Source organism: Aurantiacibacter sp. KMU-128 (assembly GCF_056933515.1).
In genome coordinates this window covers 1593221-1618730 of record NZ_JBXORT010000001.1, presented here as the reverse complement: position 1 = coordinate 1618730, position 25510 = coordinate 1593221, and the positions used below count along the sequence as shown (strand labels likewise).

The window sequence follows — 25510 nt, the reverse complement described above, 5'->3', positions numbered from 1 at the left end:
TTTCAGCCGCGATTTTGGTTGGCTGGAGGGAGGGAAGTCTGGCGGTGTGCTTTGCGCTCTTCGGGCGAGCCGAAATGCGCGGCCATCACCTTGGCGGTGCGGTATTCGGAGCCACCGGCGTAGGCTTCGGCCCAGCGCAGGCGTTCGGGATCGACAGCCTCTCCTCGGCGGGCGGCGGCGATGAGGCCGTCTGCCTCGGCGATCTTGTCCTCGACGCTGCGGCGCGGGGTGGTGGGCGCAGCGGGTGCGTTCGCTTCCGCCTCGATCGCTGCGATCTGTGCGGGTGTGAGGGGCGCAGGCTCGGGCCGCTCGCGGATCGAGCGGACGGTTTCCGAAGGTGCATCCTTGAGGCCCACGGGGAGCGTGGCGAGCTTTCCGGCCTTCTCGGCATCGGCGCGCAGCAGGGCAGCGGCGGCGTCCTCGATCTTGTAGCGGCGCATTTTGTCGCGCATTTCGCCGCGCGCTGCCTTCATGTGGGCATCCTGTTCACGGCGGGCCTGCAGCGCAAATTGCTCTTCGCTCATCCCGCTGCGCTGGTGGTTGATGGCGAAATCGATGAAGCGGCCTTCGGCATCGAAGATCATCAGCTCGCCCAGCTCGTCCTCGTCGCGGCGAACCATCACGTCCTGGTCAAGATAATCGACCAAGGCGGGTGACCAGTAGCGGCCGCGCTTCCACTCGATCCCGCGCTTGCCGACCTTTCGGGTGCCGACATAGGCGGAGAGGACGATGCGCAGCTCGTCTGCGCTGGGTGCGCGGGCGGCATCGGGCGGAGAGGATTGCCATTTGGCGAGCGGGCTGCAGCCGAGCGAGGAATGGCGGCTTTGCAGATAAGGCCCGTCCGCCCAGTTATCGAGGACGGTCTGCAATTCAGCCGCCGTCATTTCCGGCACGATCAGCGGCTTGCCGGTTTCCTTGCGGGCGCGCTCTCGCAGACGCTGCGCCTCGGCGACATTGTGGCCGCAATAGCCCGCGAGGACTTCGGCGCGGGCACGCTGGAAAGTGCCAAAGACGCGTTCGATGTGCGGTTTCTTTTCGGGCGCGCCAGGCGGGCAGAGCCGGTGCTCGATGCCCAGCAGCTCGAGCGCGCTGGTTATCGCAGCGTTGAGGTAGCCGGAGCCCTGGTCGGTCGCCACTTCACTCGGGCGGGCACCCCAGGCTTCCATTGTCGTGGCGAGCAGTCGGCGCACCGATTGCGCGCTTTCCGATGGCATCACGAGGAAGCGGGTGCGGCGAGAGAAGACATCGATCACGCCGAGAATGGCACGCCGCCCTTCGACCAGCATCACGTCGCCAGGCGTGGTGTCCAGTTCCCAGCGCTGGTTGGCATAGGTGACACCGGCATCGGCGCTGCCCAGGGCAAGGCGGCGAGTGCCCTTGAAGGCGTTGGGATCGCGCAGGCTCTGCAACACGATCGCTGCCTCGCGCTCTGTCTTGGCGATGAAGCGTTGCAGGGTGCGCAGATTGGGTGCGCGGTCAAATTGCGCCTCGATCATATCGAGGATCACGGTGGCGGCGACCTTGCGCTGCGCGAGCCAGGCAGTGACGGCCTGGGCGATGTCGGGATTGGCAGTAAACCAGTCGGAGCCTGCGGGCCTGCCGCGCTGGCGGCTGTTCTTGCGCCGGTTCTCGTTGGCAGCAAAGCGGGCCGCAAGATCGGCCTGCGCCTCTTCGGGCAGCGAGGAGACAGCGTAGAGCCTTCCGCCGCCATTGCCCTTGCGCTCAACCCAGCGCCAGTTGTCCCGCGACGCCCTGCGGTTGACGTTCCGCTTGGTCGAAGGAAGGCCGGTCAGATCGAGGTCTGCCAGTTCTTGCGCGGTCAGGAATTTCGGGGCGCGTTTGCTCACAGCAAGCCTCCCGAAATGAGGCGAACAAAATAGGAGCAAGACTCACGCGCTTCGGCGTGATAGGCGTTCCCACGATGTTCAGAATGAGGGACCCCATCGCGCCGTGTCATGCGGCGGCTCCCGCGTTTTCGCGAGCCTTGCCGGTGTCGCGGGACGTGCGCCGGAGCATGATCCGGCTGCCGTCGCGGCGGTATCGGGATGGCCAGATTTCGCGCGGCTTCATGCCCAGAGCTTCGGCGATGATCTGCTCTGCCCGACCCGAAGCGCGCGACCGCACGGCCGCTGCGATGGTCTGCTTCGAGACGTCATTCTCGTCAGCGAGGATCGAGAAGTTCAGGCCCTTCTTGCGAAGCGAGGCCTTGATGTCTTCGGGGTGCATATCGGCGGGCATTTGCAGTCCTGTTTCGCTTTGTGTTCGGTTTTAGTATGTCGAAACATAAAACAGGTCAACATCGAATTGAGGCTCTCGAGCAAAAAGGCTGGGGAAGCGCGGCTGCAGCGCGGCTGAAGCGGGCGCAGGCAGCAGCGAAGATCCAGCAAGGCGTCTTGGCCGAGAAGGCCGGTGTCTCCCGCTCCTCGCTCAATCTGATCCTCAACGGGGCGAGGACCCCGCGAGAAGGCACCTTTCTCGCAATCTGCGAAGCCATCGGGGTCGAGCCTGAAGAAATCCTGCGCCCGCCCAGCTCGCTGTCCGATGTTGTGGAAGAGTATCTCTACGGCCCCGAAATGGAGGCGCGGCACCCGCTGGAGCACCTCGCCGCGCCGGAAATCGATGAAGAAGAGGAGAGCTCACCCGATCTTGTCCTCGTGCGGCGCTATGACGTGGTGGCGTCGGCGGGTGGCGGCTTGCTCCCGACCTCTGAGGCAAGCGACAGCATGGCCTTCCCCCGCTCCTGGTTGGCGCAGGTCAACGTCCCCGTCAGCAAGGCGGCGCTGATCCAGGTCAAGGGGGACAGCATGGCCCCGACCGTGCCCGACCGGTCAACCGCGTTGCTGCACCGCACGAGCGAGATGATCGGCGAAGGGATTTACGTTTTCAGCCGCGAGGGATCTGTCTCGGTCAAGCGGCTAAAGGCACTAGGCGGGCAAGGCGCGGAGGCCTCGCTGGCAATCCTCTCGGATAATCCGGCCTATCCGCCGCAGATGCTAAGCGGCGAGGAAATGAACGAGCTGCGCTTGATTGGCCGCGTGCGATGGGTGATAGCGCCGCTGTAGTTTGGATAACTAGAAAGCGTGATACCAGCGCGGGCGGAAAGGCTCGCATCCCTCTTCCCAGACTTGGGTCAGTACTGCGTGGGTTTCTAGCATAATGCTTCGAGAAAACGGGGTGCCGCCGATGATCAACTCGGGAACTGGTGTGATTTGCACCGTGTCGCTGCCAGCGTTGTAGACGAACCGGTGTTCGTCGACATATTCTCTAGCCAGCGGATCGGGTTCGAACGTGCCGCAGATCATATCGCTTTCGGTCCCGAGCACAGCCCAGGTCTCGCCAAAAGTGCGCGGGCCTTTGAGCGCGAACTCCTCATTCACCAGACGGTGCGCTTCTGCGACCGCAGCAGGATCGGCGGGCAGCGTCTTGCCGCAGGAGGTCAGCAGGCTACAAAGTGCAATGAGAGCAAGGTGTTTGCGCATTCCGTCGGTCTAGCCGAGCGCGGCGCTTTGCGCTAGATCGCTTCGCGAGTTGGCCAGGAGCTGCACAGTTTGCTCGAATTCATCACCTTTCTCTGCCTTTCCGCCAGCGTCGTGGACGGCGACACCCTGCGTTGCGCCAATATCGAGGACGCGAACGGGAGAGTGCGGCTGGCGCGGATCGACACGCCGGAGCGTGGCGAGCCGGGATTTGCCGAGGCGAGCGCGGCGCTGGAGCAGCTAATCGCGGGCCGCGAAGTCACCTGCGAGCTGGTCGATGCCGATCCCCGCGAGCCGGGCTTCCAGCCTCGCGGGCGCTTCGGCCGCCCGGTGGCGCGGTGCCGGGCTGGCGGGATCGATCTCGGCGAGGCGATGCTCGCCAGTGGTCACGCGGTCAGGTGGCCAAGAGATGGCTGACAGCAAGGGCCAGCAGTCCGTGCATGAGGCGCTCGACGATTTTGTGAGGGCGCTGGCGCGGCGGAGTGTCGAGAGGCATTTTGATGCCGTGCTGGGCCGAAAGAAGGGCAGCAGCCAGTGATGTTTCGCAGCTGGATCAATGAACTCGCTGGCTTCGGCTTCAGCCTCTTTTACTGGGCCTTGCTCATTGGGGTGCCGCTGGTGACGTTGATCGCGTGGTGGAGGAGTTAGCGGTTGATCTGCTTGAGGTGATCGATCGGTGGATGGAGGCTATTGCGCAGAAGGAGAGATGACGGATGAGTGATGAGCGTATGAAGGCAATTCTCGCCGGATACGAGAAAAAGGCCGAACAGCGGGATGCTGCTGCCGAAGCGAAGTCGTTAGCAGATGCCCACGAGGCGCAACAGCGTGAACGCACCAAGGTTTTATGGCCTGAAAAGCTCGAAATGCTCGACTCGGTTATCGCTCAACTGAATGAGGAGCTGGAGCCGACTGGCTACACGCTCCAGAGAGGTGACCCGTTCTACAAAAACGACCCCAAAAGGCTCGCCCAACTTGCGGTCGGGCTAGATCAAATCCGGATCGACGAGGGGCGGCTTGATCGGATGCAGATCTTTGTTTCACTCGAGGGGCACGTCGCGGTAAGGGTAGGCAAAGCCAGTCAGATGCCGGTTGCGGAGACTGGGGTGGCAGTTTACCAAATCGATGAAGCCTTCTGGCGCGAGTGGCTGCTGGTCTATCTCGAAAAGAATATGTGATAGCGATTCTGGCTGGGGAGTTGAGGCTGCCAACCATTCTTCGGACGCCCGAAATTTGCCCCAGAATTGATTTTCCAGCCCCCCCCCTCGCGGACGGGGCTGGAAATCTATTTTTCGCGTGTGTGGCGGCCCACAGGGCCTCTGCGGCATAATCGAGCGGCTAGCCGAGCGCCGGTTTGCCCTTAATCGTCGACCGCGAGCAGGGTCTCGGGCAATTCGATGATCGCGGCGGGCGGTTTACCCTGGGTGTAAACCGGCTCGACCTCTTCGATGATGAAGGCCGGGAATTCGAGCGCGAGCAGGCCGGAAGCGGTCAGCTCGTTAATGGTGAGACCATAGCTGCCGCTTTTGGAGCGTTTGGCTGGGAAGTCGCCCTGCGACACGTCGACAGAGAGGCGCAGCTTGCCCGCGTCCGATCCGGTGCCGAAGGCGATGGCGAATGCAGTGCTTTCCCCAATCAGCGCCAGCTTCTTTGCCAGCGCCGGGCCGACCTCGATCCGGATGTAGCGCGATTTGCCCTGGCGATTGGGTTTGCCGACCACGCGGGCGCTGACCTTGATGCCTTCGGCGGGGACGCTCGACGGCGCGGGCGCTGCGCAGTTCTCGATTACTTCAAATGCCATTGTTTTTGCTCCTGATCCAAATGGCACCGGGAATTCCGCGCTTGCCGCGAAGCGTCCGGTGTGCCAGCAGGATAGGGCAGCGCCACTAGCGGGGGGGGTAAGACCACTCACCGCAGGCCGCATTTCCATCGCCGCTTATCGAAGCGGTCATGGATCAGACGAAGCCAACCATCCGCATCATGAAGCCCGGCACCTTTGCGAGTGTCGAGGGCGCGAATGTGACGTTCGCCGCTGCCGATCTGCAGGCGATTGCCGATGGCTATGATCCGGAGAGCGATCCCGCGCCGCTGGTGATCGGTCACCCGAAGATGGACGATCCTGCCTTTGGCTGGGTTGGCGCGCTCGCGGTCGAGGACGGCCAGCTGGTCGCTCGCCCCTCTTTGATCGAGGCTGGCTTTGCCGAGCGCGTCCGCAAGGGCGATTTCCGCAAGGTCTCGGCACAATTCTACCAGCCCGACAATCCGCACAATCCCAAGCCTGGCCAGTTCTACCTGAAGCACATCGGCTTCCTCGGTGCGCACGCGCCGGGCGTGAAAGGCTTGGGCACTGTCCAGTTCGCCGAGGGCGAGGAGGATGCGCCTCCCGTCACCATCCAGTTTGCCAGTTTCACCGAAGAAGAGGAGGCACGCGTGCCCGAGAAGAAGACTACCGAACCTGCCGACGACACCGCCAACAAGGAAGCCAGCTTCGCCGAGCGCGAGGCGGCCCTCAAGGAGCGCGAGCGCGCCGCTGACGAACGCGACAAGGCCGCTGCCCGCGCCGCTTTCGACGCCCGGCACGAAGCCAATGTCAGCTTTGCCGAGGGGTTGGTGAAAGAAGCGAAGCTCGCGCCCGCTGGCAAGCAGCTGCTCGTCGGCGTGCTCGACCAGCTCGGCACCGCCAAGGCGGATGCCACGATCAGCTTTGGCGAAGGCGAAGGCGAGACGATCCGTCCCGATGCCGCGCTGAAGAAGTTGTTCGAAGGTGCGCAGCCTCTCGTCTCGCTGGGCGAAGCGGCGAAGCCGGAAGCCAAGGGCAAAGGCACTGGCACCGCCAGCTTCGCCGCGCCTGCCGGTTACGAGGTCGACCCCGCGCAAGCGCAGCTCCACGCCGATGCGAAGGCGCTGCAGGCGAAGAACCCGAACCTCTCCTGGATGGACGCCGTCCGCCAGGCGCAGGCCTGATCCCGCTTTTGGCCGCGCCGCTCCCCCCTGTTGCGGCGCGGCCAACCCGCTGAATTTCACTCATTGGAGTAAACCGAGATGCGTTATCCCCACACCCCCGTTCTCACGCTGACCGTTGCCAGCGCCGCTGCTGCGATCGCTGCAAACCGCTTCGTCGGCCATGACAGCCAGCACGCCACTGCCGCAGGCCCCGCCTTGGGCATTTCCGATTATGCCGCCGAAGCTGGCGCTGCTGTTGCCGTCACTGTGCTGGGCACCCAGCGCGTCGAAGCAGGAAGCGCGTTCGACGCGGGCGACAGCCTGCAGGTGGGCGCGAACGGCAAGGCCGTCGTCCTCGCCGCAGGCGCGAAGGTCGCGGTCGCGCTGCAGGATGCTGCGGGCGACGGCGATTTCGTCACCGTCCTGCTCACCCCCTAACCTTTTGCCGTGCGGGGCGCGTGGCGCGCCCGTGCCCCGCTGGCCCACTTTCAAGCGCGCCGCACCCGACTTGCAATCCCCTTTAAGGAGCACTGAAAATGAACGCCATCACGGGCCAGCAGATGAACGGCGCACAAGCCCGCGTCGTCGACCCGATCCTGACCGAACACGCGCGTGGCTATTCCAACGCGACGCTGATCGGCAGCCGCCTTTTCCCGATCGTCAATATGCCGACGCGGGCCGCCAAGCGCATCGAATTCAACCGCGAGGCGCTGCGCCGCGTCCTGACTGCCCGCGCACCCGGCACCAACATCGGCCGCTACACCATGAGCTACAAGGGCATTCCGGTGAACCTCACCCAGGACGCCCTGCAGGCGGTGACGCCGGTGGAGTTCCAGGAAGAGGCTGGCGAAGTGCCGGGCATCGACCTGCAGCAGGAAAGCGTCGACGTCGTGCTCGCCGTGATCGCGCTCTCGCTGGAGATCCAGCAGGCCGAGCTGGCGCGCGACGCCGACAATTACGACGCCGCGAACAAGTTGGCGCTCGCAGGTGCCGACAAGTGGACTGACAATGCGAGCGACCCTGCCGATGTTGTCGAGGCTGCGAAGGAGGCCATCCGCAAGCGCACCGGGCGTCGCCCCAACACGCTGGAGCTGTCGGCCACCGTGCGTTCCGCGCTCAAGAACCACGCCAAGGTTCGCGATCACTTCAAGTATACGACCTCGGCGGCGATCTCCGATGCGATGCTCGCCGATTATTTCGATGTCGAGAACGTCGTGATCGGTGACGCCATTTACGATCTCGATGAAAACACCACCGTCGACGTTTGGGGCAATGACGCGATCCTCGCCTATGTCGCGCCGGAAGGTCAGCGCAATATGCGCCTCCCCAGTTACGGCTACACCTATCGTCTGCGCGGCCACCCCTTCGTTGAAGGGGTCAAGTGGCACGACGACACCCGCAGCTGGGTGAACAATGTCATCGATGAAAGCTCGCCCGAAATCGTCGGTTCCGACGCGGGCTTCCTGATCCAGGGCGCGGTCTGATCCACGCGACTGGCGGCGTGGCGGCTCCTTTCATGGGTGGGAGCCGCCCGCCAACTCTTCCTCTTAGCCTGGAGACATTCTGATGGCCGGTTATGAAGTAATCACCCCGCTTTCCCGAGGCCGTGGCAAGAAGCCCCACGCGCCCGGCTCCGTCGTCTCGATGGAACCTGATGCCGCTGCCGAGCTGGTGGCGATCAAGGCGCTGCGACCGGTGGCTGGCGGCAATGCGGCCAAGGCTGCGCCTGCGCGATCGATCGGTGAGATCGTCGCCGAGAGTTTCGACTTTGTCTCTGCGGCGCAGGAAATGCGCGAGCAGCTGTCCAAGCTGACACACAAGAAGCTCGATGCCATCATCAAGGCCGAAGCTGTCGGCGAAGTTGCTGCGACCGGTGCCAAGCCGACTATCGCAGAGAAGGTCGCTGTCATCATCGACCGGCGTTCTGAGAAGCTGCTTAGCGTCTTCGACCGGGACGAGCTGATCGCCATCGCTGTGAATTCGGGCTTTGCCGACCTTGCGGCGCTGGATCTCGACGATGACGCCGATGCCATCGCCATCAATGCGGCGCTGCGCGCAGCGGTCGCCAAGCAGGGTGGCGAGTGATGGCTGACCGCGAAAAGGTCGAACCTCCTCACCCCGATGAGTTCCGTTTTGCCGAGCAACAGGCGCGCGAGAGTGCCATTGCGGCTATCCGCTCGGCAATCGGAGAGCGCGCTGCGCACTCACGCTCTGCTTACTTGACTGTCGCGGCGCAGAAACTCCGAGATGCGCGCATTTTCGCCGGAGAGGCGAATATGCTCGATATCTTCGGAAGCGAAGAAGACTGACCCGATGCGCGTCATCTCGCTCATCAAGACGCCTGCGGAGACGCTAGTCCATCCGGTCGATCTGGGTGGGCAGGCGCTCGCGGCGTTTGTTGCCGAGACCGCTTCTCGCGGGATCGTGGCGGAAGTGACGCCGCTTCTCGCACAGCCAACGGTGGTGGGCGGCAATCTGGAGCTGCGCATTTCGGGCGGCACCGATGGCGAGACCTATCTCGTCCAGCTTTCCACCACGCTGGAGAACGGCGAGGAGCGCGAAGTCCAGATCGAGCTGATGGTGATCGAGGGCGACTGGACGATGCCCGATGGCGGCACGCCGATGCTTTCGGTGTCGGAATTCGTCAGCCGGATCGGGCGCGACCAGGCCTTGCGGCTCACCGATCTGGGCGACGGCCGGATCGATCGCGGCCTGATCGTCTCTGCCCTGGTTGACGCGCAGGCGCAGGCCGAGGCGCATCTTGCCGGGCGCTACAGCCTGCCTTTCGACAGCGTCCCGACGCTGGTGGTCGGCATCATCACCGATCTGGCGCGGGCGGGCCTTTACGAAGGCGAGCTGCCCGACAATGTCGAGGCGAAGCGCCGCACCGCGCAGCGCAATCTCGAGGCGCTGCGCGATGGCAAGCTGCAGCTTGGCGTTGAAGCCAGCTCTCCAAGCGCCGTGCCTGCCGATCCGGTGAAGTTCGATCCCGGCACCCGCGCCTATCCCGACGGGCTGAAGGACTACGGCTGGCGATGAGCGGCGCGTTCATCTCGATTGTGCTGGAAAAGCGCCTGTCCGAGCAGCTGGAGCGCGCCGTGCGCGAGGCGGTCGATTTGTCGCAGGCGATGGCCGAGATCTCCGAAGCGATGCTGGCGAACACGCTGACGCGCTTCGACGCTGAAGTCTCGCCGCTCGGCGTGCCGTGGAAGAAGAGCAAGGGCGCAGAGGATCGGGGCGGAAAGACGCTCTACAAGGATGGCTGGCTGCGCCGCTCGCTTGATCGCCGCTCCGGCGCGACATTCGCGGAAGTTGGCGTCAAGCCGAACGGGCCGCAGGTCACCTACGCGGCGGTCCACCAGTTTGGCTCCAGCAAGGCAGTACCGGTCAAAGCACACACCAGGACAATCACCCAGGCCTTCGGGCAGAAGCTGGCGAAGGCAGTGGTGGTCAACATCGACAGTTATTCGCGCAAGATGAATATGCCTGCGCGCCCCTATCTCGGCTTTAGCGAGCAGGACCGCAGCGACATCAAAGAGATCCTTACCGATCACCTGCGGCGGGCCTTCGGAGAAGCGGCGTGAGCAGGGGCAAGCCTTTCATAGTGCTCGACCAGGCCGAAGCGATCGTGGTCAAGTCCGCTCTCGACATTGCCATGAAACGCGCAAAGCAGATTGATGCCAAGGCTGGAGATCTTGGTGAGCTGATATCGACAATGGCGGCGGTGTTGACGCGCATCGAGATCGCGAAGGCCCGGAGTGCTGGCCGATGATCTCCCTCCAGCCCATCGTCGACCAGCTCAAGGCCGAGACCGATTACGGGACGGTCGAGGGCATTCTCGAATTCGCGCAGCTCAAAGCTCCGCCGCGCGGCGGGCCTTCGGCCTTTGTCATCCCCGAAACCGAAGCTGCGGAAGGCCCGCTAAAGGTCGGTGCCTATGACCAGAAGATCCTGACCCGCTTTACCGTTGCCCTTGTCCTGCCCGCGCCCGGCCGGGTGGCGAGCGGGGTGAACGAGCAGCTGTCGACCGAACTCAAACGCATCCATCGCGCCCTGTTCGGGTGGAAGCATCCGGAGGCGGCTTCGGGCTGTCTTCGGCTTGGCGGGCGGCTGCTCGATCTCGACGCCAGCTCGCTCACATGGGCGACCGAATTTGGCTGCCACTATCGCGAAAGGAAGGTCTGATGGCCGCGAAGAAGTCTGAAACGAAACCCGCCTCTGAAACCAGCAGCGAAACCACTGAAAACGCCGCTCCGGAAAAGAAAGCGCCGGTGAGCGAGGCCACCCCCACGCAGTCGCCTGCGGTGCGGCAGAGCGGTCTCCAGATCGACGGCTTTGGCCTGCCTGTCAATGGCCCGGCGCGGCGCGAGGTTCTGGTCAAGCTGGAAAAGCTCGACCCGCTCAATTCGCCCGATGGCTGGGACGAGGAAACGGCTGCCAAAGCGGCAAAACTGACGGAGAAGCTCTATGGTTGACACCTTTCGCGTGATCGCGGCCAAGCCCGAAGTGACCTACGGCACCGATGCCGTCCCGACGCTGGCCGCCAACGCCATTCTCACCCGCAATTACGGCACCACGCCGCTGGAGGTCGACCAGATCGACCGCAACCTCGACAGCGCGCGGTATGGCGCGACGCGGCAGAAGCCGTCCAATCGCCGGATGCGCTCGAATTACGAGGTCGAGCTGGCGGGCGGCGGGGCGGCGGGCACTGCACCCAAGTTCATGACGCTGCTCGCAGCGGCGGGGATGAAGGCTCCGGTGATCTCGGCGGGCGTCAGCGCGGTGCAGAAGTTCGCCCAGCCGACCGATGCCAAGGGCTCGCTCACCGAATATGCCTGGGTCGATAACCAGCTGCGCAAGATGCTGGGCCAGCGTGGCAGTTTCACGCTCGATTTCACGGCAGGCGCGCTGCCCTTCGCGGCACTGGCGATGACCGGCATGGTGCCGACTGTCGCACCGCGCGCGGTGCAGGTTCCGGCCGCAGCGGATTTCACCGGTTGGATCGAGCCGCTCGAGGTCAATAACGAAAACTCGCTGTTCACGCTCGACGGCTTCGGCGCGGTCACCCGCTCGCTTCGGATCGATGCCGGGGTGAATGTCAATCTGCGCAGTCTGGTGGGTGCCCGCTACATCAAGAGCGGCAACCATAACGCCACCGCGCGAGCCGTGATCGAAGCGCCTTCGATCGCCGCGAAGGACTATCTCGCCAAGCTGGACACCGGCGACATGGTTGCCTGGAAGTTCACCCACGGCACGGCAGCGGGCAACATTATCGAGGTCGAAGGCGCGAAGGCGCAGATCACCGCGATCAGCGAGAGCGAGGAAGACGACACGCTGATGTTCGACATCCAGCTGCTGCTGACTGTCGATGGCGGCTCGGACGATCTCGTCATCACCGCGAAGTAATACCCGAGAGGCGTCGGGCCGAGAGGCAGGTCTCCATCACCCCGGAAAGTGTCAGTCCGGCACAGCGCTTTCCACCCCGTTTCAACGAAGGATCAGACCATGTTCAAACTCGTCGAGGACCGCCGCACCTGGCAGCCGGTGATCTGGCACGGCTACGCCGAAGACGGCAAGCGCGTGCGGAACAAGATCGAGATGCAGTTCCGGCTGCTGCCGACCGACGACTTCCAGGAACTGATCCAGAAGGGCATCGGCCTGGCCAATGGCGAGCGCGAGGCCGAAGGTGACGAGCAGGTCAAGACGGCCACCGCTGCTGCCGCCGAATTCCTTGTCAGCGATGCCAAGATGGTGGTCGACTGGAGAGGCGTCGCCGAGGCCAATGGCGATCCGATCAAGTTCTCCGAGGAGAACCTCGCCCGGCTGTTCAATTGCGCCTTCGGGTCGCTCGAGGCCACGATGACTGCCTACCGGCAGGCGATGGCCGGAGGAAAGGATGCGCGGACGGGAAACTGAAAGCGCTCGCCCGCCGCTGGGCTTCCGGCCGGACGGGCGGGCGCGCCGTCAGCGACGATCCGGCGACGCAGCGGGCGATCCTGCCGCCCTGGCTGCAACAGCGCGCACAGGCGAGCGCGCAAGAGATCGAAATCCCGCTCGCCGATGCCGACGTCGTCACGCTGTTCTTTGCGCTCGATACCCAGTGGCGGCGGCACGCGATGACCGGGCACCGCACCGGGATCGACTATTCGGCAATCCAGCCAACCGCCGCGCTCTACCAGATCACGCCTACGCCAGAAATGATGGCCGATATTCGGACGATGGAAGCCGCTGCGCTGGCCGAATTCGCGGAAGCCGAGAAGCGGAGGGCTAAGCGATGAGCGACCTTGTTCTCGGCGCACGCCTAGACGCCAATGCGAATGGCCTTGTCGGCCAGCTAAATCGCGCCGAGACGCAGGCGCGGGAGCTGGAGAACTCGCTGGAGCAAGCGGGCCAGGGGGCGCGGCAATTTGACGCGGCGTTGGACGGCGCGGGCAATGCGGCGGCGGGTGCCGCGAGCAAGAACCGCCAGCTCGACGACGCGCTCGAAGACACCGCCCGATCCTCTCGCGGTGCGGCAGCGGCGACGAACACGCTGACCGGCGCGACAAATGCGGCAGCGGGCGCGGCTGCGCGGCAGCGGGCAGGCTATCAGCAGCTCGGTTTCCAGATGCAGGACGTGTTCCAGCAGGTCGCTCTGGGCATCAATCCGCTGGTGATCCTTGCCCAGCAGGGCGGGCAGACGGCGAGCGCCATTGCCTTGATGGGCGACGGTGCGGAGAAGAGCCAGAACAAGTTCGTCCGCTTTGCCACCTTCCTTTCCGGCCCCTGGGGCGCGGCGCTGTTTGGCGCGGTGACGATTGTCGGCTTCCTTGTGCAGAGCCTGCTGCAGGCGGATGAGGCGACCGAGGAAGTGACGCTTTCGACCAGCGCCTTTTCCGAGGCGCAGTCGATCCTCGGCTCGCAGATCGATCTCACCACGGGCAAGCTGCGCCAGCAAACCGGTGCCACGATGGCGCTGGCGCAGGCCCAGCTTGCGCTTGCCCGCGTCGAGGCCATCCGGGCACAGCAAGAGGCGCAGGCTACCTTCACCGATATCCGACGCGGCGAAGTCCGCTTGGAGGGCGGATTTGGCGGGGGGCTCCGCTTTGAGCGGCGGGGCGATGGCACCGAAGATATTGTCACCCAATACACCGATGGGCGAAACACGGCTGCGCAGGCATTTGCGCAGCTCGACAACCGGCTTGCAAACGAGAGCATTGGTCTCGAGGCCTATGAACGCGCCTACAGTGCGATCGCCAATTTCGAGCAGTCGAATGCAAACCTTCAGATCCTTGAGGAGGCGCGTGCGGCGCTTGGTGGCGACCAAGATGCGCTGGAGGGCTTCTTACGGCCTCGCGGCAACACTCCCGGCACCAATCGCCCCGGATCGAACACCGGCCCCAGCGCGGACGAGCTTCGCGCGATCGAGCAGCAGGCGCGGCAGATCGACCAGACGATCGAGCAGATCAACAGCCGCTTTTCCGACCAGCCCAGCCTGATCGAGAGCGCCGCGCTCGCCTCTGCCGAGCTGGACGCGATCATCCTCGATCTGCAGGCGCGCCAGCCGCCCGATTTCGAAGCCACCATCGCCAGCGCCCGCGAAGCGCAGGGCGTGATCGCGCAATCGCTGACCCGGCCATTCGAGGAAATGCTCGCCGCGCATTGGCAGCAGGTCGATGTCCAGGAGCTTATCCTGGCAGGCCGCGAGGACGAGGCCGAAGCGCTGCAGCGCATCCAGTATCTGATCGACCGCGCAGGCTTTGCCACCGAAGAGCAGCGCGACGCGATCCTCGCCAATGTCGAGGCCGAGCGGCTGCTCAACGACCAGCTGGAGGAGCGCGCCAATCTGATTGGCGCCTATCAGGACGCGATCGGCAATGTGCGCGGCGATCTGGAGGCGCTGCTGGGCGGCTTTGCCGACGGCGATATCCTGCAGAACTTCCGCGACAGCTTCCAGGAGCTGCGCGGGAGGGTGCTCACCGAGCAGATTTTCGGGCCTGCGCTACGCGAGCTGGACGACTACGTCCGTGAGAACACCGGGATCGAAAGCTCGGTCGATATCATGCGGGCGGGCACCGAAGAGGCTGGCGAAGCTGCGACCGATTTTGCCACGACGCTCGCTGGTGCCGATGCGCGCGTGGCGGGGCTGTTCCAGGGCCGTTCCAGTACCACGGGTGTTACCGTTGGCGGGCCATCAACATTCGAGGAGAGCTACGCGGCCTTCTTCGCCCAGGACAGCGCGCCCGGATCGCAGTCGGCGGTCGAAGCGACCGAGGAGAATACCGACGAAATCCGCGTGATCGGGCGGAGGCTGGAGCGCAGCGCACTGGCGCTTTCGCCGGAGGCCTTCTTCGGCCGGATGTCCGCCGATATCGTCGCGCCCTTCCTTGAAGGGCTGGACGACACTTTCGGGGTCGATTTCTTCACCCAGCTCGAAGGCACCTTCTCTGGCGCGTTGGCGGGCTATGCCAGGGCAGGCGAAGTTGGCGGCGTGATCGGCGCGCTGCAGGGCTTCAATTCGGACTTCGGTAAGGACATTTTCGGCGCGGGCACCGCTGGCCAGCTGGACGAGTTGTTCGGGCAGGCGCTCGGCGGCGCGCAGACGGGGCAATTCGTCAGCCAGTTGGCGGGGCTTGTCGGGCTGGAGCTGGGTGGCACGGGCGCTTCGCTCGGCGCGGCGGCGGGCAGCTTTCTGCCGATCCCCGGTGGCGACATTATCGGTGCGGTTGCGGGCGGGCTGCTGGAGAACCTCGTCAAGAGCCGTCCCTACGGCACCGCGCAGGTCACCGGCAGCGGCGTGGGCAGCGTTTCGGGCAAGCAGGGCGATATCGCCAGCGGCCTTGGCGGATCGGTGCTCGACGGTCTCAACCGGATCATCGAGGAACTGGACGCGGAGATCGGGAACTTCAAGGTCTCGATCGGCACTTACAAGGACACCTTCCGCGTCTCGACCACAGGCTTTACCGGCAGCCGCCTCAACTTCGCGGGCGAGAGCGCCAAGGGGCTTTATTCGTTCGACAATGAGGCGGACGCGCTGGCCTTCGCGATTGTCGATGCGATTGCCGATGGTGGCGTCAAAGGCATCAGCGCGGCGATGCAGAAGGCGCTGACCTCGACAGACGATCTCGACAAGGCGGTGCAGGAAGCGCTCAAGGTCAAGAGCCTGGAGGAGCTGATTTCGGGCCTTGCGGGCGGCTATTCGGAAGAGCTGCGCGAATTCGACAGGCTGGCTGAAGAGCGGCTCGACATTGCCCGCAAATATGGCCTCGATGTCCTTGAGGTCGAGCGGATCAATGCCGAAGAGCGCGCCGATTTGGTCGAAGCGATCCTTGCCGATCGGGTGGGCAGCTTGCGCGATCTGCTGGAGGATTTGGCCTTTGGCGATCTGGCCGAAGGGACGCTGGCCGAGCGCCGCGAGCGGCTGCGCAGCGAGATCGCGCAAGCCGAAGCCGACGCTGCGGCGGGCGAGGACGGCGCGGCTGACCGGCTTGCCAGCCTGCAGCGCCAGCTCCTTGATCTCTCCCGCGATGCCTATGGCACGGCAGGCGGCGAATATGGCGCGGATCGCGACCAGGCGGTCGCTTCGGCCGAGCGGATCATCGCGCTGGAAGAGGAGCGGATCAAAGGCCAGACGGACGCGGTCACCACACGCATCGATGAGAGCAACCGGCTGCTGGAAGAGCAGAACCAGATGCTCGCCCGCCAGCTTGCGGCCTTCGAGCGCCTCGGCCTTGCGCCTTCGCGCTCCTATCCGGGCGGCGGCAGCAGCCCGATCGACACGACACGGGATATCCTCTGATGCCCGAAGTGATCTGGCTGCGCGCCTCGCCGCGAGATCCCGCCACGGCCCAGCCGGTGGAAGTCCTGCTGGCAGGCGGCGGGCAAGACGCGCCCTACCGCCACCCCGCCGACAATCGCCAATACCGCGCCGGGATCGTGGCGCGCCCGCTGTTCTCGGCGCAGCTCGGTTTCGGGCCGGAAGGCTGGACGGGGCGCACCCAGCCGCAAACCAGCGCGGTCGGCTTTGCTCCGGCCGATGACGCGCTGAAGGACGAGTTGGCAGGCCTCGTCTGGGACAGCGCGCCGGTGACCATCGAGATTGGCGAGGAAGGCGCGCTGCCTGTGCCGCTGGTGGTCGGCACGGTGAAGGATGCGAGCTTTACCCGCGACGGCGTGACGCTGACCGTCGTCGATCTGACCGACGGGCTGGAGCGCGAAGTGGTGAGCAGCCGCTTTGCCGGGACGGGCGGGATCGAAGGGCCGGTCGAGGCGAAGGATCGGCCTAAGCGGCGCAGCTTCGGCTACGTCTTCAATGTCGAGGGCAAGCTGATCGATGTCGCCAACTCGATCTATGAATTCGGCGATCCGGCGTTTCCGTTCAGCAGCTGGGCCAAGATCCGCGACAAGGGGCGCGAGGGGCTGTTCGCGGTGCTAGCCTGGCAGGGATCGATCGCGGCGACCTTTGCGGCTTTGCAGGCCAGTTCTCCGGCAAGAGGCGGCGCGGTTGTCGCGCCCTCGATCGCTTGTGCCAAATGGTGGACAGATCCGGGCGGGCCGCTGACAGCGGACGTGATCGGGAGCACCGGCACGGGCGGATCAATGCAGGCTGCGGCGATTGCCGACGCGCTATCGGTGGCGGGCGGCGGGCCTGCGGTGGCGGGACTGGCGGCGGCGAATGCGCTGCGGCCGGGCGTGACCGGCGTCCATATTGGCAATGACCGCGAGACCTTTGCGCAGGCGATTGACCGGCTGCTGCTGGGCAGCTCGCTCCTCTGGCTGCCGCAGGCGGACGGGACGCTGGCGATCCTGCCCTGGGCTTTCGATGCCGCTGCACCGGTGTTGAAAGCCGATTTCAGAGGCCGTGCGCGCACCTATCCGCCGCACTCCGAAAGGCGGATCGGTTTCCAGCGCAACGAGCGGCAGCACTCGGACAGCGAGATTGCGGGCATCCTTCTGGATGAGCTGATCGATGACGGGACGCCGCTGACTTCGGGAGACCTTCTCAACAGCGAGCAGCAATGGGCCGATGTCGGCGGTGCTGGCAGGCCGGAGGATGACGCGACGCGCAATGACGGCGCGCTGGCCGACCTCGATGCGGTGCCGCTCGATGATCCGGCGCGCACCACTGGCGAGCTGCCGGTCAATCGCGCCAATTCCGGCCTGCGCAACAGCGGGGTGACGCTCGGCGCGAACGGTGCCTTGTCGGGCGGCGGCGGCGGCCAGGTGACGATTACGGGCCTCGGCTACACCGGCGCGCTCAATGCAACTTTCGGCGCGGACTGGCTGCAGAACGTGCTTGGACGGCCCGCGAATTTGAGCGCGCTGACCGGGTCGGAGACGATCCGCAATTCGCTGCTCTCAATCGCTGCCAATGGCGCGCTGGCTGGCGGCGGCGGCGGACAGGTCACGCTCACAGGCCTTGGAGCGAAGGCGCTGGCGACGAAGGACGCGGTCGACTTCTTCACCGACATCGACGGCAAGTCGCGGCTGCCCGCCAATTTCATCGCCAATGACAATTTCCGCGACCGCACCGGCGCGCTTTCGGCGGCCTATTGGGGCAGCAATCCGACTGCCTTTATCGAGACGCAGGCTGGCTATGACGGGCGCTACGGAATGCGCTTTGGCACAGGGTTCAGCAACAACGCTGCGCCCTATGCCCGCGACGGAGCTGGCACCGCGACCTTCCCTTGCAGCGCGGGCGATACCATCTTTGGGACGGCGGAGATCGGCACCCAGAATGCCGCTGGCGGATCGACGACGCTGACAATCCGCTTTCGCGACAAGAACGGCAGCACGATCTCGACGCAGAACCTTCTTTCGCGGACAAATGGCCTGGATTACGCGGTGGTGCGCGGCTCGCTGGTTGCGCCTGCGAACAGCGTTGGCTTCACGATCAATTTCCAGCTCATCGGCACGGGCTGGGTGAGCGTGCTCGACGGGGTTTATGTCGGGCTGGTCGAGCGGGGCGCGACGATCGGCGCGAGCTGGGGAGGAAGCCTTACCGGGCGGCCTGCTAACCTCTCCGCGCTGGCAGGGTCGGAGACGATCCGCAATTCGCTGGTTTCGCTTGGGGCGAATGGCGCGCTGTCGGGTGGCGGTGGCGGGCAGGTGACCGCTGCGGGCATCGGAGTGAAGGCGCTCGGCCTGCTCGACACGATTGCGCTTTCGGACGCGCGGATCACCGGCAAGAGCCTGCTGGCCGTTGACGCGGCGGCGAATACGAAGCTGACCGGCATCGAGACGAATGCCGATGTTACTGCCACAGCGCAGAGGAGCATCGTTCCGCAATTTCCCGTCATCGAGATCAAGGAAGGCGAAGCGGGCAATGTGGGAAGCCGGACGATCACCCATACCGCGCGCAAGGGATCGGGCACGATCAGCGGCGGCACCTGGTCACTGCCCTCAACCAATGTCGCGCCCGGCACGGCCACAATCGGATCGAGCACGGGCACGGTGACGCTTTCAGGCATCACGGCATCGGGAGCCTACACGGTGCGCTATGTTCACACCGATGGCGCGATCACCGAGCTGCCGGTCAACGTCACCTTTGTTCCTGCTGCAGTGAGCGGCGCGGCAAGTGCCAAGACTGGCTACACCACGTCCACCACCGCTCCGGGCATTTCCGGTTGGAGCGCGGTGATTTCCTTGACGCTCACCAATTGCCCCGCAGGCAGGTTGACGGTGGCGAGCGGCCTCACCTTGAACGGCGGCAGCTATTTGAACGTCATCAGCGGCACCGGCACCTGCTCGCACCGGGCGCGGATCAGGATCACGACCGGCGGCACCACCACCACGCTCAAAGAAACACTCGCCCTGCAGACGATTTCGGGCGGCTCGGTCGATTTCGCCGATTTCAGCGCGCTCTTCCAGGGTGTGTCTGCCGACGTGTCGGCGGGGACAGTGACCGTAACTGTCGAAATGGAGCGGGCGTCTGGCACCGGGACAATCAGCCAGATGAATAACGGGCTCGACTGCACGGTCGTCGCCTCGTGAGGAAAGAGGAAAGGAAGAAGACAATGGTCGACTACATTAGCGATGCGAGCCAGTTGGTATGGCGGGTGCGGGCCTATGCCTTTGACGGCGGCGCGCCCGAGGTTCTTGCCGATCGGCTACAGACTTTGCCTGGCGTCGAGGCGGACGTGATCTGCGGCGCGGCAGAGCTGCTTTACGCGCACTGCGACCTGCTGGACGAGCGCGGCCTGCGAGTGACGGCAGAGCTGTTCAACTATGCCGACCGGCAGGGCTGGAGCGGCTTCAACCGCGACGGCCGCAGCGCCGAAATCGTCGAGCGCGCGGCTGCCGAGCTGGCGGATAGCGGCTCTGCTCCGGCCGAACTGTGGCCCGCTCCGGACGTCGCTTTGCGCGAGGGCGCGGTGGATTGGCGCTATCCCGAAGGCGCGCCGGTCGAAGCTGCAGCGGATTGATCGATGACGCTCGTCCCCCAAACCCTCGCTGACTGGCTGCGCGCGCCGCAGCTTGTCGAGCCGGTGGCCGACGCCGGTGTCGAGGCGCTGTGGGGCGACCGGGCGCAGGAAGTGCTCACCAGCTCGCCGCTGGCTTTGCGTGCCGACGCTGTGGCGGAAGGGACGCGGCAGCTCGTTTTCTTCGGCAAGGCGCTGGCGGTCGAAACCCTCGAGCTGCCGGGATTTCACGCGGGGTTGCTGGGCCGTTCGCGGCGGATTGAGGCCGATGCGCCGGGCTATTCGGGGCAGCCAGCGGTCTTCGTCATCGGGGTGCAGGAGCGCAGCGATGGCACGACGCTGCTGACGGTTTTGCGAAAGGTGGAAGGATGAGCCGGGGACTGACGATCTTGAAGGGGCTGCCGGTGGCGGCGGTCGATGCCGATGTCGGCGAAGGGGATGCGTTCCTGCTGACGCCCGACCCCAAAGAGATTTGGGATCGCACCGCGTCGGGCGGCGTGAACATCGACATCGATCTGGGCGAGGCGCGCACCTTCGACACGGTGTTTCTCGGCTTCACGAACGCGGATGCTCCGGTGACCTGGTATGTCGCCACAACGACGAGCATGGCCGGTGCGGGTGAAGTGATTGTGCAGCCCGTCGGCTCTTTCGCGCTGCTGGGCAATCGGGCGCGGCCACACGGCCTTGCCTTGCTCTCGCAGCCCGTCACCAGCCGCTATCTGCGCATCCGGTTGAACGCGGGCGGGAGTAGCGTCGTTCTGCAGGCGGGCGTGTTGATGATCGGCACGCGCTTCGAGCATCCCTACGAGCTGAAATCGGGGCGACGGCCGATTGACCTTTCCGACCGCGCCGAGCTGGTCGGCGGCGGCTTCGGTTTCGGGCGCGGGGCGATCAAGAGCAGCTACCGCTTTACCTTTTCCGGCCTTGACGATACCCAGCTCGACGCGCTCCTCGACACGGTCGAGGCGGTGGGCATCCAGCACCCCGTGCTGGTGGTGGAAGGCGGCGAAGGGGACATCACCCAGCGCCAAGTCCATTACGGCGTTTTCAACGCCTTCGAGGCCTATGAGCGCGAAGATCCGCAGGACACGCGCTGGTCGCTTTCGATGACGGATTGGGTGTGAGCAGGCTTACCGCCCCTGCCGGTCTGATCGGCCTCTATCACGCTCGCAGCGAAACCTGTGGAGCGAAGCGATGACGCACTTTAATCACGGGGCATTTATGCGGGAGCTGCGCGAGCGGCTCGGCTCGGTGCCTGCAGAGCTTTACGTCGCGCTGATGCCTGCCATCGAGGCGGGCCTGCGCGGCAAGACGATCCCCGCGACACTTGTGCGTTCGGAAGAGCCGGAATGGCTTCGTGAGGCGCGCACCCATATGGGCTTGCGAGAGATCGCCGGGCCTCGCCACAACTCGAAAATCCTTAACTGGATCAAGCGCCTTGGCGGGTGGTTTACTGACGACGAGACGCCCTGGTGCGGCACCTTCGCTGCGATCTGCATGAAGGATGCCGGTCAGCCGGTGCCGCAGCACTGGTATCGCGCCCGTGCCTGGGAGCCGTGGGGCGTGGCTTGCAAGCCAGTTGTCGGCGCGGTGGCCGTGTTCGGCCGGAAAGGTGGCGGGCACGTCGGCTTCCTCGTCGGCGAGAGCCGTGACAACTACTACGTGCTCGGCGGCAATCAGGCGAACGCGGTCAATATCATGCCGATTGCCAAGAGCCGTTTGCTGGGCATTCGCTGGCCCGCAGGTGCCAAGATTTCCAACACTCCGCTGCCCGTAATGCGAGGAGGCATCGTCTCCACCAACGAGGCGTGAGGCTTCTCTTTCCCCCAATCCTGAAAGGCCGATCATGACTGCCCCATATCCCCCAGCCACACTGCCCTGGTATAAGAGCAAAGTGATCGTCGGCGCGCTGGTGTCGATCATCACCAAGCTCCTCGTTTTCTCCGGCCTCACCGGCGAGATCAGCCCGGCTGACACGGTGCAGATCACCGACCTGCTGCTGATCGCTGTCGGTGCGATTGGCGACCTTGTCGCCATCGGTTCTCGCGTGATGCAGAAATATGCCCCGCCGATCACCGCTGGCGACGGCGGCTCCGGCATGGGATCACGCGGTTTGCCGGTGCTTCTGGCCTGTGTTCTTTTCATCCCCCTTACTGGCTGCGCGACGCTGCAAAATGCACCTTCTGCGCCAGCCGAGATCGCCGACCAAACGGTGCTCGACGAGCAGGCTGCGCTGACGCTGACGCTGGCCTATACCGGCGCTGCCCGAGCGGCCACCTTGGCCATCGAGACGGGCTTTGTCAGCGACCCCGAAACCATCGCGACAATCGGTGAATTGAACCGTGTGGCCTACGCTGCCGTGCTGGCCGTTGAGCGTGCCTACAACGCCGGAAATTCCACCGATTATGCGACCGCTTTGATCGAGGCACGCTCAGCGATTTTCGATCTGCTTTCAGCCGCCCAGGGAGATCCGTCATGAACCTCGAAACCATCCTCCGCTTGCTGCCCAAAGTCGGCCCGATTATTGCCGCCGCGCCGGAGTTCAAGGCGCTGGTCGAGGAGCTGATTTCGTTGCTTACGAACCCAGCCGATCAGGAGACCTTGAAGGCGGCATATCGGGACGCATTGGGCGACGCTGCCGCCGCCAACGAGGCGCTCGAAGAGGTGGTCTCGCAGCACAGTTGAAGATGGGCTTAATGGCGCTGGAAGGTGACTTTCAGCGCCATTTTATGTCACTTTTTGGCGCTGAATTAATGTCGCGAATTTTTGTCGCGCTACAGTGTGATCGACTCGGCGGCGACTCGATGGAGGTAAAACAGCGCGCGAAATCCTACTTGTCTAGGAAAAATACATCGTGTAGGAAGGTTTTGTTCACTACGAGTAGGAAACAACATGGGCGCGCGGGAAATTCTGGCAGAGGCAGCACGCGAAAAGGGCGCCAGCCTTGCCGCCCTGTCGCGCATGATCGGGCGTAATAACACGTATTTGCAGCAATATATCACCAAGGGCAGCCCGCGAAAGCTGGAAGAGGAAGATCGCCGGATGCTCGCGGCGTTTCTCGGTGTGGACGAATCATCGCTCGGTGCGCCGAAGGAAAAATCCTACGCCAGCGGCAAGGATAGCGAGTGGGTGGATGTGCCACGGCTCGATATCGACGCTTCTGCCGGCCCCGGAGCAGCAACCGCGCAGGAAATCCCGTTCGACGCTTTCCGCTTCTCCAAACGCTGGCTGCAAGAGCAGGGGCTCGACGGCACCAAGCTCTCCGCCATCCGCGTCGTGGGCGATTCGATGGAACCACTGCTGCGGGAAGGCGACGAAGTTCTGGTCGACCGCCGCGACCAGCCTTTTCGCGACGGCGTCCATGTGGTGCGGTTGGATGACAGCCTGCTGGTCAAACGCGTGGCAAGCCAGGGGGCAGGGCGCTTCAGCCTGCTCAGCCAAAACCTCTCCTACCCGCCGATCCAGGTCGCCGCAGAGGAGCTGCAGATCATCGGCCGCGTGGTTTGGAAGAGCGGGCGGGTGTAGACGCTGTCCGAGTTGAAAATTGCAGCCGGACTATCCCCAAGATCATGTGGTTTGGAAGAGCAGGCTTGTGTGATAAGTCTTTGCATTATGACCGTTCGATCTTTCCCCGCCGCCATCGCCCTCGCAATCGCCGCTCCACTGGCGCTCGCCGCGATGCCCGTCACCGCCTCCGCGCAAATGAAGGTCGATGACGAGCGCGCGCGCGATTATTCGGCGTTTGTCGTTGCATTGCAGACGGCGCTGGCGAATGATGACCGCGAGGCGGTGCTCGACATGATGCGGCTGCCGTTTCGGGTGAACCACACTTCCAGCGGGCCGGTGGTGACCGAAACCATCGCCACGCACGAAGAACTGTCCGACCGTTTCGACTGGCTGTTCGATGACACATTACGCACCGCGATCATGGGCCAAGACCCCGCCGATATCTTCGCGCCGAGCGAGGGCGGGATGATTGGCAATGGCGAAATGTGGTTCGACTACAGCTGCGCCGACGCGGCTTGCGAGACGCAAGGGCCGGTGCAGGCGTTTGTGGTGAACCGGATTGGCGGGGAGTAGGGGGCTACCTCGCCCAATAATCTTGAAACATTTCCGCTATTTCGGTTTCCAACTGGGCAGCAGCGGCAGCCTCGATCTCCCGAATGGGCACACCCTCACGCGCCAAATCAATCTTGATCTGGTCGGTTCGAACCATTTTCTCCAAATTGCAGTTTTCGTGCGTGGCAGCAATCGCGGCTGCAATCTCTTCCTGCGTGGCGAGTTGTTCCGGTGGCGCATTGTAGGCGGCCTTCACGTCATCGGGCCATTGCTCCCCCCAACAGGTCAGAAGGTACTCGTAAGAGCGTTCGGCTCGATTGCTCTCAAAGGCCTGCACCCAATACTCCGGATCATCGGGGTCAATGTTTTCGCCTGCTTGGGGCTCGCTTGCCGGTCGCGAGCACGCGGCGAGTGGAAGCGCAAGCAGGATGATGGTGGCAGCAAGCTGTTTCATATCCGCAGCTTAAACCCCGAATGGCTCGCGACAAATCCCAACCGCTCATAAAACCGGTGCGCGCCGTCGCGCTGGCGGTCGCTGGTCAGCTGCACGATGCCGCAGCCGCGTTCCTTGCAGCGTTCCACCGCCCAGCGCATCATCGCCTCGCCAATGCCATGTCCGCGCCGCTCTGCCAGCACGCGCACGCTTTCGATCTGCCCGCGCCATGCGCCGCGGCGGGAGATGCCGGGGAGGAAGCTCAGCTGGAAACTGCCGACGGGTTCGCCGCCATGCTCAATGATGTAGAGCGCGTGGTTCGGGTCGGCGGTGATGGCGCGCAGGCCTTCGCGCGCCTGCTCCGCGTGATCGGCGCGGAGAGTATCGCGCGCGGCGCCGATATCGTCCTCGTCTGCCAACCGGTCAAGGAAGGGCAGGTCGGCTTCGGTGGCGTGGCGGAAGGTCAGTTCCATGCGCTCGCAATAGGCTTGCAAGGCGCCCGCGTCACCGCCATTTGTGCGCCCTATGACCAGTGCTTCCCCCATTCGCGCCGCCATCCTTCCCGTCACGCCGTTCCAGCAGAATTGCTCGCTGGTGTGGTGCACCAAGACGATGCGCGGGGTTCTGGTCGATCCCGGCGGCGAGCTGGAGAAGCTGAAGGCGGCGGTCGCAAAGGCAGGTGTTACGCTGGAGAAAATCCTTCTCACCCACGGCCATGCCGATCATTGCGGGCAGGCGGGGATGCTGGCGCAGGATCTCGGCCTGCCAATCGAGGGGCCGCATGAAGCCGACCGTTTCTGGATTTCACGGCTGGACGAGGACGGGCCGCGTTTCGGCATGACCTGCGAAGTGTTCGAACCGACGCGCTGGCTGGAGGATGGCGACACGGTGAGCTTTGGCGAGGTGACATTGGATGTCATCCACTGCCCCGGCCACACGCCGGGCCACGTGGTGTTCGTGCACAAGGGGCAGAATTTTGCCTGGGTGGGCGATGTGCTGTTCCAGGGGAGCATCGGCCGCACCGATTTCCCGATGAGCGACCACCAGAGCCTGCTCGACGCGATCACGCAAAAGCTCTGGCCGCTGGGCGATGACATTACTTTTGTGCCGGGCCATGGCCCCACCAGCACCTTCGGGCGCGAGCGTCAGAGCAACCCGTTTGTGGGTGATGCGGTGATGGGAAGGCAGTAGGCAGTAGGCAG

The 25510-nt window shown here is 64.4% G+C and carries 34 protein-coding genes; 28 read left to right on the top strand and 6 right to left on the bottom strand.

All coding sequences use genetic code 11. From position 1 onward, the window contains the following. Positions 1-2: 2 nt before the first annotated feature. Both ACS0VV_RS08020 and ACS0VV_RS08015 read right to left on the bottom strand, forming a co-directional pair. Positions 3-1847, bottom strand: a complete 1845-nt coding sequence (locus ACS0VV_RS08020; protein ID WP_483532190.1) for a transposase — start codon at positions 1845-1847, stop codon at positions 3-5. Positions 1848-1953: 106 nt separating this feature from the next. Continuing rightward, positions 1954-2238, bottom strand: coding sequence for a helix-turn-helix domain-containing protein (locus ACS0VV_RS08015; protein ID WP_483532189.1), 285 nt, complete (start codon positions 2236-2238; stop codon positions 1954-1956). Positions 2239-2273: 35 nt separating this feature from the next. Here ACS0VV_RS08015 and ACS0VV_RS08010 point away from each other — a divergent pair, with 35 nt between their 5' ends. Beyond that, on the top strand, positions 2274-3062 hold the full coding sequence (locus tag ACS0VV_RS08010; protein ID WP_483532188.1) for a S24 family peptidase: 789 nt from the start codon (positions 2274-2276) through the stop codon (positions 3060-3062). A gap of 9 nt (positions 3063-3071) precedes the next feature. Here the strand turns inward: ACS0VV_RS08010 and ACS0VV_RS08005 are convergent, their stop codons facing one another. Continuing rightward, positions 3072-3479 carry a hypothetical protein gene (locus tag ACS0VV_RS08005; RefSeq protein ID WP_483532187.1) on the bottom strand — a complete coding sequence of 136 codons (408 nt, stop codon included), beginning with the start codon at positions 3477-3479 and terminating at the stop codon, positions 3072-3074. 69 nt (positions 3480-3548) lie between these two features. Between ACS0VV_RS08005 and ACS0VV_RS08000 the strand changes: the two genes are divergently transcribed. From ACS0VV_RS08000 to ACS0VV_RS07990, 3 genes are all read left to right on the top strand, one after another. Continuing rightward, the gene (locus ACS0VV_RS08000) at positions 3549-3893 is read left to right on the top strand and encodes a thermonuclease family protein (protein WP_483532186.1); all 345 of its coding nucleotides are present in this window, start codon (positions 3549-3551) and stop codon (positions 3891-3893) included. Continuing rightward, positions 3886-4014: a hypothetical protein gene (locus tag ACS0VV_RS07995; RefSeq protein ID WP_483532185.1), complete on the top strand. Its 129-nt coding sequence runs from the start codon at positions 3886-3888 to the stop codon at positions 4012-4014. The genes ACS0VV_RS08000 and ACS0VV_RS07995 overlap by 8 nt, the downstream gene beginning before the upstream one ends. Before the next feature lie 175 nt (positions 4015-4189). Further along, positions 4190-4651 (top strand): hypothetical protein, encoded by a 462-nt coding sequence (locus tag ACS0VV_RS07990; protein WP_483532184.1) that lies wholly within the window; start codon positions 4190-4192, stop codon positions 4649-4651. A gap of 182 nt (positions 4652-4833) precedes the next feature. Here the strand turns inward: ACS0VV_RS07990 and ACS0VV_RS07985 are convergent, their stop codons facing one another. After that, positions 4834-5274: a hypothetical protein gene (locus tag ACS0VV_RS07985; protein WP_483532183.1), complete on the bottom strand. Its 441-nt coding sequence runs from the start codon at positions 5272-5274 to the stop codon at positions 4834-4836. 149 nt (positions 5275-5423) lie between these two features. Between ACS0VV_RS07985 and ACS0VV_RS07980 the strand changes: the two genes are divergently transcribed. From ACS0VV_RS07980 to ACS0VV_RS07870, 23 genes are all read left to right on the top strand, one after another. Next, positions 5424-6437 (top strand): hypothetical protein, encoded by a 1014-nt coding sequence (locus ACS0VV_RS07980; RefSeq protein WP_483532182.1) that lies wholly within the window; start codon positions 5424-5426, stop codon positions 6435-6437. A gap of 78 nt (positions 6438-6515) precedes the next feature. Continuing rightward, entirely contained in the window at positions 6516-6854 is a 339-nt protein-coding gene (locus ACS0VV_RS07975) for a capsid cement protein (RefSeq protein WP_483532181.1), read from the top strand. Positions 6855-6952: 98 nt separating this feature from the next. Beyond that, positions 6953-7900 (top strand): major capsid protein, encoded by a 948-nt coding sequence (locus ACS0VV_RS07970; RefSeq protein ID WP_483532180.1) that lies wholly within the window; start codon positions 6953-6955, stop codon positions 7898-7900. Between the two features lie 82 nt (positions 7901-7982). Further along, positions 7983-8501, top strand: coding sequence for a hypothetical protein (locus tag ACS0VV_RS07965; protein WP_483532179.1), 519 nt, complete (start codon positions 7983-7985; stop codon positions 8499-8501). Beyond that, positions 8501-8725: a hypothetical protein gene (locus ACS0VV_RS07960; protein ID WP_483532178.1), complete on the top strand. Its 225-nt coding sequence runs from the start codon at positions 8501-8503 to the stop codon at positions 8723-8725. Before ACS0VV_RS07965 ends, ACS0VV_RS07960 begins: the two co-directional genes overlap by 1 nt. A 4-nt stretch (positions 8726-8729) precedes the next feature. Continuing rightward, the gene (locus ACS0VV_RS07955) at positions 8730-9455 is read left to right on the top strand and encodes a phage protein Gp36 family protein (protein ID WP_483532177.1); all 726 of its coding nucleotides are present in this window, start codon (positions 8730-8732) and stop codon (positions 9453-9455) included. Further along, positions 9452-10000, top strand: coding sequence for a phage virion morphogenesis protein (locus ACS0VV_RS07950; RefSeq protein ID WP_483532176.1), 549 nt, complete (start codon positions 9452-9454; stop codon positions 9998-10000). Before ACS0VV_RS07955 ends, ACS0VV_RS07950 begins: the two co-directional genes overlap by 4 nt. Continuing rightward, a complete protein-coding gene (locus ACS0VV_RS07945; RefSeq protein WP_483532175.1) occupies positions 9997-10188 on the top strand; it encodes a hypothetical protein in 192 nt (63 codons plus the stop codon). Before ACS0VV_RS07950 ends, ACS0VV_RS07945 begins: the two co-directional genes overlap by 4 nt. Further along, positions 10185-10601 carry a phage tail terminator protein gene (locus tag ACS0VV_RS07940; protein WP_483532174.1) on the top strand — a complete coding sequence of 139 codons (417 nt, stop codon included), beginning with the start codon at positions 10185-10187 and terminating at the stop codon, positions 10599-10601. The genes ACS0VV_RS07945 and ACS0VV_RS07940 overlap by 4 nt, the downstream gene beginning before the upstream one ends. After that, positions 10601-10891, top strand: a complete 291-nt coding sequence (locus ACS0VV_RS07935; RefSeq protein ID WP_483532173.1) for a hypothetical protein — start codon at positions 10601-10603, stop codon at positions 10889-10891. Before ACS0VV_RS07940 ends, ACS0VV_RS07935 begins: the two co-directional genes overlap by 1 nt. Beyond that, positions 10884-11822: a phage tail tube protein gene (locus ACS0VV_RS07930; protein ID WP_483532172.1), complete on the top strand. Its 939-nt coding sequence runs from the start codon at positions 10884-10886 to the stop codon at positions 11820-11822. The genes ACS0VV_RS07935 and ACS0VV_RS07930 overlap by 8 nt, the downstream gene beginning before the upstream one ends. 99 nt (positions 11823-11921) lie before the next feature. Further along, positions 11922-12332 carry a phage tail assembly chaperone gene (locus ACS0VV_RS07925; RefSeq protein ID WP_483532171.1) on the top strand — a complete coding sequence of 137 codons (411 nt, stop codon included), beginning with the start codon at positions 11922-11924 and terminating at the stop codon, positions 12330-12332. Further along, positions 12248-12694 carry a DUF1799 domain-containing protein gene (locus ACS0VV_RS07920; protein WP_483532170.1) on the top strand — a complete coding sequence of 149 codons (447 nt, stop codon included), beginning with the start codon at positions 12248-12250 and terminating at the stop codon, positions 12692-12694. Before ACS0VV_RS07925 ends, ACS0VV_RS07920 begins: the two co-directional genes overlap by 85 nt. Next, positions 12691-16194, top strand: coding sequence for a hypothetical protein (locus tag ACS0VV_RS07915; protein WP_483532169.1), 3504 nt, complete (start codon positions 12691-12693; stop codon positions 16192-16194). The genes ACS0VV_RS07920 and ACS0VV_RS07915 overlap by 4 nt, the downstream gene beginning before the upstream one ends. Then, positions 16194-19388 (top strand): autotransporter outer membrane beta-barrel domain-containing protein, encoded by a 3195-nt coding sequence (locus ACS0VV_RS07910; RefSeq protein WP_483532168.1) that lies wholly within the window; start codon positions 16194-16196, stop codon positions 19386-19388. The genes ACS0VV_RS07915 and ACS0VV_RS07910 overlap by 1 nt, the downstream gene beginning before the upstream one ends. A 23-nt stretch (positions 19389-19411) precedes the next feature. Next, on the top strand, positions 19412-19819 hold the full coding sequence (locus ACS0VV_RS07905; RefSeq protein ID WP_483532167.1) for a hypothetical protein: 408 nt from the start codon (positions 19412-19414) through the stop codon (positions 19817-19819). A 3-nt stretch (positions 19820-19822) separates the two neighbouring features. Then, positions 19823-20188, top strand: coding sequence for a hypothetical protein (locus ACS0VV_RS07900; RefSeq protein WP_483532166.1), 366 nt, complete (start codon positions 19823-19825; stop codon positions 20186-20188). Beyond that, positions 20185-20940 carry a hypothetical protein gene (locus tag ACS0VV_RS07895; protein ID WP_483532165.1) on the top strand — a complete coding sequence of 252 codons (756 nt, stop codon included), beginning with the start codon at positions 20185-20187 and terminating at the stop codon, positions 20938-20940. The genes ACS0VV_RS07900 and ACS0VV_RS07895 overlap by 4 nt, the downstream gene beginning before the upstream one ends. Positions 20941-21010: 70 nt before the next feature. Next, a complete protein-coding gene (locus tag ACS0VV_RS07890; RefSeq protein ID WP_483532164.1) occupies positions 21011-21628 on the top strand; it encodes a TIGR02594 family protein in 618 nt (205 codons plus the stop codon). A 34-nt stretch (positions 21629-21662) separates the two neighbouring features. Beyond that, a complete protein-coding gene (locus tag ACS0VV_RS07885; RefSeq protein WP_483532163.1) occupies positions 21663-22295 on the top strand; it encodes a hypothetical protein in 633 nt (210 codons plus the stop codon). Then, positions 22292-22501 carry a hypothetical protein gene (locus ACS0VV_RS07880; protein WP_483532162.1) on the top strand — a complete coding sequence of 70 codons (210 nt, stop codon included), beginning with the start codon at positions 22292-22294 and terminating at the stop codon, positions 22499-22501. Before ACS0VV_RS07885 ends, ACS0VV_RS07880 begins: the two co-directional genes overlap by 4 nt. Positions 22502-22708: 207 nt before the next feature. Continuing rightward, positions 22709-23341 (top strand): S24 family peptidase, encoded by a 633-nt coding sequence (locus ACS0VV_RS07875; protein ID WP_483532161.1) that lies wholly within the window; start codon positions 22709-22711, stop codon positions 23339-23341. Between the two features lie 87 nt (positions 23342-23428). Beyond that, positions 23429-23896 (top strand): hypothetical protein, encoded by a 468-nt coding sequence (locus tag ACS0VV_RS07870; protein ID WP_483532160.1) that lies wholly within the window; start codon positions 23429-23431, stop codon positions 23894-23896. Positions 23897-23900: 4 nt separating this feature from the next. Here the strand turns inward: ACS0VV_RS07870 and ACS0VV_RS07865 are convergent, their stop codons facing one another. Together ACS0VV_RS07865 and ACS0VV_RS07860 are read right to left on the bottom strand one after the other, a co-directional pair. Next, on the bottom strand, positions 23901-24329 hold the full coding sequence (locus ACS0VV_RS07865; protein WP_483532159.1) for a hypothetical protein: 429 nt from the start codon (positions 24327-24329) through the stop codon (positions 23901-23903). Next, positions 24326-24853 carry a GNAT family N-acetyltransferase gene (locus ACS0VV_RS07860; protein ID WP_483532158.1) on the bottom strand — a complete coding sequence of 176 codons (528 nt, stop codon included), beginning with the start codon at positions 24851-24853 and terminating at the stop codon, positions 24326-24328. Before ACS0VV_RS07860 ends, ACS0VV_RS07865 begins: the two co-directional genes overlap by 4 nt. On the opposite strand from ACS0VV_RS07860, the gene ACS0VV_RS07855 reads away from it, so the two are divergent. Continuing rightward, positions 24834-25499 carry an MBL fold metallo-hydrolase gene (locus ACS0VV_RS07855; RefSeq protein ID WP_483532157.1) on the top strand — a complete coding sequence of 222 codons (666 nt, stop codon included), beginning with the start codon at positions 24834-24836 and terminating at the stop codon, positions 25497-25499. The two genes, ACS0VV_RS07860 and ACS0VV_RS07855, sit on opposite strands and share 20 nt — an antisense overlap. The last annotated feature ends 11 nt before the right edge of the window (positions 25500-25510 follow it).

Excerpts from the sequence above, each read along its gene's own strand:
- ACS0VV_RS08015 (WP_483532189.1), bottom strand. The coding sequence starts at position 2,238 with ATGCCCGCCGATATGCACCCCGAAGACATCAAGGCCTCGCTTCGCAAG.
- ACS0VV_RS08010 (WP_483532188.1), top strand. The coding sequence starts at position 2,274 with ATGTCGAAACATAAAACAGGTCAACATCGAATTGAGGCTCTCGAGCAA.
- ACS0VV_RS08005 (WP_483532187.1), bottom strand. The coding sequence starts at position 3,479 with ATGCGCAAACACCTTGCTCTCATTGCACTTTGTAGCCTGCTGACCTCC.
- ACS0VV_RS07995 (WP_483532185.1), top strand. The coding sequence starts at position 3,886 with ATGGCTGACAGCAAGGGCCAGCAGTCCGTGCATGAGGCGCTCGACGAT.
- ACS0VV_RS07990 (WP_483532184.1), top strand. The coding sequence starts at position 4,190 with ATGAGTGATGAGCGTATGAAGGCAATTCTCGCCGGATACGAGAAAAAG.
- ACS0VV_RS07985 (WP_483532183.1), bottom strand. The coding sequence starts at position 5,274 with ATGGCATTTGAAGTAATCGAGAACTGCGCAGCGCCCGCGCCGTCGAGC.
- ACS0VV_RS07980 (WP_483532182.1), top strand. The coding sequence starts at position 5,424 with ATGGATCAGACGAAGCCAACCATCCGCATCATGAAGCCCGGCACCTTT.
- ACS0VV_RS07975 (WP_483532181.1), top strand. The coding sequence starts at position 6,516 with ATGCGTTATCCCCACACCCCCGTTCTCACGCTGACCGTTGCCAGCGCC.
- ACS0VV_RS07970 (WP_483532180.1), top strand. The coding sequence starts at position 6,953 with ATGAACGCCATCACGGGCCAGCAGATGAACGGCGCACAAGCCCGCGTC.
- ACS0VV_RS07965 (WP_483532179.1), top strand. The coding sequence starts at position 7,983 with ATGGCCGGTTATGAAGTAATCACCCCGCTTTCCCGAGGCCGTGGCAAG.
- ACS0VV_RS07960 (WP_483532178.1), top strand. The coding sequence starts at position 8,501 with ATGGCTGACCGCGAAAAGGTCGAACCTCCTCACCCCGATGAGTTCCGT.
- ACS0VV_RS07955 (WP_483532177.1), top strand. The coding sequence starts at position 8,730 with ATGCGCGTCATCTCGCTCATCAAGACGCCTGCGGAGACGCTAGTCCAT.
- ACS0VV_RS07950 (WP_483532176.1), top strand. The coding sequence starts at position 9,452 with ATGAGCGGCGCGTTCATCTCGATTGTGCTGGAAAAGCGCCTGTCCGAG.
- ACS0VV_RS07940 (WP_483532174.1), top strand. The coding sequence starts at position 10,185 with ATGATCTCCCTCCAGCCCATCGTCGACCAGCTCAAGGCCGAGACCGAT.
- ACS0VV_RS07935 (WP_483532173.1), top strand. The coding sequence starts at position 10,601 with ATGGCCGCGAAGAAGTCTGAAACGAAACCCGCCTCTGAAACCAGCAGC.
- ACS0VV_RS07930 (WP_483532172.1), top strand. The coding sequence starts at position 10,884 with ATGGTTGACACCTTTCGCGTGATCGCGGCCAAGCCCGAAGTGACCTAC.
- ACS0VV_RS07925 (WP_483532171.1), top strand. The coding sequence starts at position 11,922 with ATGTTCAAACTCGTCGAGGACCGCCGCACCTGGCAGCCGGTGATCTGG.
- ACS0VV_RS07915 (WP_483532169.1), top strand. The coding sequence starts at position 12,691 with ATGAGCGACCTTGTTCTCGGCGCACGCCTAGACGCCAATGCGAATGGC.
- ACS0VV_RS07910 (WP_483532168.1), top strand. The coding sequence starts at position 16,194 with ATGCCCGAAGTGATCTGGCTGCGCGCCTCGCCGCGAGATCCCGCCACG.
- ACS0VV_RS07905 (WP_483532167.1), top strand. The coding sequence starts at position 19,412 with ATGGTCGACTACATTAGCGATGCGAGCCAGTTGGTATGGCGGGTGCGG.
- ACS0VV_RS07900 (WP_483532166.1), top strand. The coding sequence starts at position 19,823 with ATGACGCTCGTCCCCCAAACCCTCGCTGACTGGCTGCGCGCGCCGCAG.
- ACS0VV_RS07895 (WP_483532165.1), top strand. The coding sequence starts at position 20,185 with ATGAGCCGGGGACTGACGATCTTGAAGGGGCTGCCGGTGGCGGCGGTC.
- ACS0VV_RS07890 (WP_483532164.1), top strand. The coding sequence starts at position 21,011 with ATGACGCACTTTAATCACGGGGCATTTATGCGGGAGCTGCGCGAGCGG.
- ACS0VV_RS07885 (WP_483532163.1), top strand. The coding sequence starts at position 21,663 with ATGACTGCCCCATATCCCCCAGCCACACTGCCCTGGTATAAGAGCAAA.
- ACS0VV_RS07880 (WP_483532162.1), top strand. The coding sequence starts at position 22,292 with ATGAACCTCGAAACCATCCTCCGCTTGCTGCCCAAAGTCGGCCCGATT.
- ACS0VV_RS07875 (WP_483532161.1), top strand. The coding sequence starts at position 22,709 with ATGGGCGCGCGGGAAATTCTGGCAGAGGCAGCACGCGAAAAGGGCGCC.
- ACS0VV_RS07870 (WP_483532160.1), top strand. The coding sequence starts at position 23,429 with ATGACCGTTCGATCTTTCCCCGCCGCCATCGCCCTCGCAATCGCCGCT.
- ACS0VV_RS07865 (WP_483532159.1), bottom strand. The coding sequence starts at position 24,329 with ATGAAACAGCTTGCTGCCACCATCATCCTGCTTGCGCTTCCACTCGCC.
- ACS0VV_RS07855 (WP_483532157.1), top strand. The coding sequence starts at position 24,834 with ATGACCAGTGCTTCCCCCATTCGCGCCGCCATCCTTCCCGTCACGCCG.
- ACS0VV_RS07860 (WP_483532158.1), bottom strand. The coding sequence starts at position 24,853 with ATGGGGGAAGCACTGGTCATAGGGCGCACAAATGGCGGTGACGCGGGC.